The organism is Methylobacterium sp. E-065, assembly GCF_022829605.1.
GTDB lineage: Bacteria > Pseudomonadota > Alphaproteobacteria > Rhizobiales > Beijerinckiaceae > Methylobacterium.
Map to the genome: position 1 here is coordinate 1 of NZ_JAKSYD010000136.1, position 2,948 is coordinate 2,948.

General features: G+C 63.4%; 3 protein-coding genes and 1 pseudogene. All 4 read left to right on the forward strand.

The window, feature by feature from the left end; translation table 11 throughout:
• Nucleotides 1–186 (forward strand): annotated as a pseudogene (locus tag MKK84_RS18850) (hypothetical protein); the annotation flags it as partial.
• A 71-nt stretch (nt 187–257) separates the two neighbouring features.
• On the forward strand, nt 258–500 hold the full coding sequence (locus tag MKK84_RS18855) for a hypothetical protein (RefSeq protein ID WP_243922397.1): 243 nt from the start codon (nt 258–260) through the stop codon (nt 498–500).
• Nucleotides 501–550: 50 nt separating this feature from the next.
• On the forward strand, nt 551–997 hold the full coding sequence (locus MKK84_RS18860) for a hypothetical protein (protein WP_243922399.1): 447 nt from the start codon (nt 551–553) through the stop codon (nt 995–997).
• 625 nt (nt 998–1,622) lie between these two features.
• Nucleotides 1,623–2,948 (forward strand): methyl-accepting chemotaxis protein (locus MKK84_RS18865; protein WP_243922401.1); only part of this gene is annotated, 1,326 nt, incomplete at its 3' end.

Below are 2,948 nucleotides of genomic sequence, written 5' to 3' on the forward strand. Positions count from 1 at the left end.
TACACCGGCCAGCAAGCCGCTTCTGATGCCGAGACGCTGCGCCTCTACAAAGCATACGCCCAGACCGGCGACAGCGCCCAGGGCCGTCAGTTCGCGCGTCAGGCGACGCCGATGTTGCAGGATGAGTTCGACGGCTCTGCCCGTCTGCATGGCCAGACTGCCGAGGATGACGACGCGGCCTTCTAAGGTCAGCACCGGGCGGCGGATAATCCGGTTCGCCACCCGCTCACATTCAACGCAATAATTGATCGATCGCCATGCTCGGCCGCGCCATCCTCGCCATCGCCCTCTTCGCATACGCACATCAGACGGAGGCCTCGGAAGCGGAAGCGGCCAACCTCTGCCGCGGCGACGCCTTCCGACTCTGCCTCAGCGAGATCCCGGATCGCGAGCGCATCACCGCCTGCATGCAACGTCGCAAGGCTGAGCTCAGCCCCGGGTGCAAGGCCGTCTTCAACGCGCCCAAGCGTTCGCCGATCGTGGCGGCGGCCAGCAAGTAATCTCCCGCGAAAACACCTGAGGGGGTGAGATCGCTCAAGGCTCCAACCCTATGCTGTTAAAATTCGCTGCCCCACTCGTGCTCGCCACCTGTCTCGCCGCACCGGCGATGGCGCAATCAACCCCCGGAAAGCCTGTGATCCTGATCCACGGCAATTACTGCGGCCCGGGCAACAACGCTCCACTGGCTCCGATCGACGCGCTGGACGCTGCGTGTGCCCGCCACGACGCCTGCACCCCGGACGACGCACTACCCGTCAAAGCGTGCAATCTCCGTCTCGAGCGAGAGGCGGCTGAGATCGCCAACGACCCTCGGCAGCCGCAGAGTCTGCAATCGATGGCAGGCTTGGTCTCGTTCGGTGCGTCGATGATGCTCGCGAAAGCCGATCCGGAGCCGGATGCGCCGGTCACGACAGCGCGTGCGCAGCCGCACGAGGCTGCTCTAAAATCGCAATGGTCTGCGCTGCCGAGCGTGAAATCACGCCCGAGCATGCGATAACCACCATCGATCTGACGACGCGCGCATCATCCTACCAGCGTCGTCACAGGGGCGTTACCTTAACGTGTCTGGGAGGCAGCGTATGCGATCAGACGAAGTCTATAACGTCTTTCTCCGCCGGAACCAGCCGTTGCTGCGTTGCGCCGTCCGGGTCGATCATCCCGTTCCAGTGTTCATCAATGCGCAGACCTGGGAATTCGCGCAGACGATTCGCGTCGATGCAGTGCCTGCGGACTTCGCACCGCGCGCAGCCCGGTAAGGCAGTCAGATGCTCGGCTACTACCTGTTCCACGCTTTACAGGGATGACGACGGCTATGCCGATCACACCCACCTGCTAGCTGGCGCGCTAACAGGGTGTTACGACCGAGCGGATGGAGACGATTACTGATCTGGCCGCTCTCACAATCAAGAGGCAGATTGCCTGACTTGAAGTCAGTCTAGAGAACGTTTATTCATCAGCATTCGCCTACAAGGTACTCAGCTGCCTCACTTCAGGCCTATACCGATGGAACCAATGAAGTTTTTGGGTCTATTAACCATTCGCGGCTAGGTCGGAATTCCAGTGGCTGCACGCATTGCTCGATCGCCGGCCGCTCTATGGGGTTGGCCGTGTCGTTTCAGTCCATGTCCATTCGCAGCAAGCTCATCGCTGCCTTCTCAGTGCTCCTCCTGTTTCTAGGTGGGCTGAGCACGGTCGGGCTATGGAGCGCATCCACGATCAATGGACTGCTCGTCGACGTCGAGACGAACTGGCTGCCGAGCGTGCGGACCGCCGGTCAAGTCGATGCTTTGACCGGCCGGTATACGACGAGCCTGCTGCGCCACATTCTGACGGACGATCCTAAGATGCTAATCAGCATCGATAGCGATCTCGTCGACCGTGCGCAGAAGATCGAGACGACAGCTAAGGCTTATGAGGGCCTTATCAGCTCTCCTGAGGAGCGGGCGCTCTACGAGACGTTCGCTCAGGAATGGCGCACGTTCATGAGCTCGGTCGATCCGATCCTCGCTTTATCCCGCAAGGGCGAGAAGGCCCAAGCCCTCAGCTTCTACGAGGCCAGGAGCGTCCCACCTCGCCGGAACGCGTCGGTCGCTCTCGATAAGATCATCAAACTCAACCAGGACGGGGCCAAGCAGGCCGAAATCGATGGCCAAGAAGCCTACGCTCGGACGCGCCTGACGCTGGTGGGGGCGGGTCTCGTCGCCGTCATCCTGGCGATCACGCTGGCCGCTACGATTATCCTGGGCATCTCCCGCGGCATCGGTTCGGTCGTGCACCCGATGCAGTCCCTTGCAGCTGGCGACCTCACCGCGACCATCCCGCACCAGGGCGCGAAGACTGAGATCGGCACGATCGCGGATGCCGTTCAGGTGTTCAAGGACGGCCTGATCCGCATGAAGGCGCTCGAAGCGGAGACCGCGCAGGCGCGCCTCGCCGCCGAAGAGCAGCGCAAGGCCGGGATGCGCCAGATGGCCGACGGCTTCGAGGCCGCGGTCGGTGGCATCATCGGCATGGTGTCGTCCTCCGCGACCGAGTTGCAGGCTACAGCCCAGACCATGACGGCCACGGCGACAGAGACCGCCAGTCAGTCGACCACGGTGGCCGCGGCCGCTGAAGAAGCCGCCAGCAACGTCAACACCGTGGCCGCCGCCGCCGAGGAGCTGGGCTCATCGGTGCAGGAGATCAGCCGGCAGGTCGCCGGCTCGGCCGAGCTTGCACAGCGTGCCGTGCACGAGGCTGACCAGACCGGTAGCCTCGTGCAGGAGCTGAGTGCCGCCGTGTCCCGGATCGGCGACGTGGTCGGGCTGATCTCGACCATCGCTGGGCAGACCAACCTGCTGGCCCTGAACGCCACGATCGAGGCCGCCCGGGCCGGGGCCGCTGGCAAGGGCTTCGCCGTCGTTGCCTCCGAGGTGAAGGCGCTCGCCGAGCAGACGGCCAAAGCCACG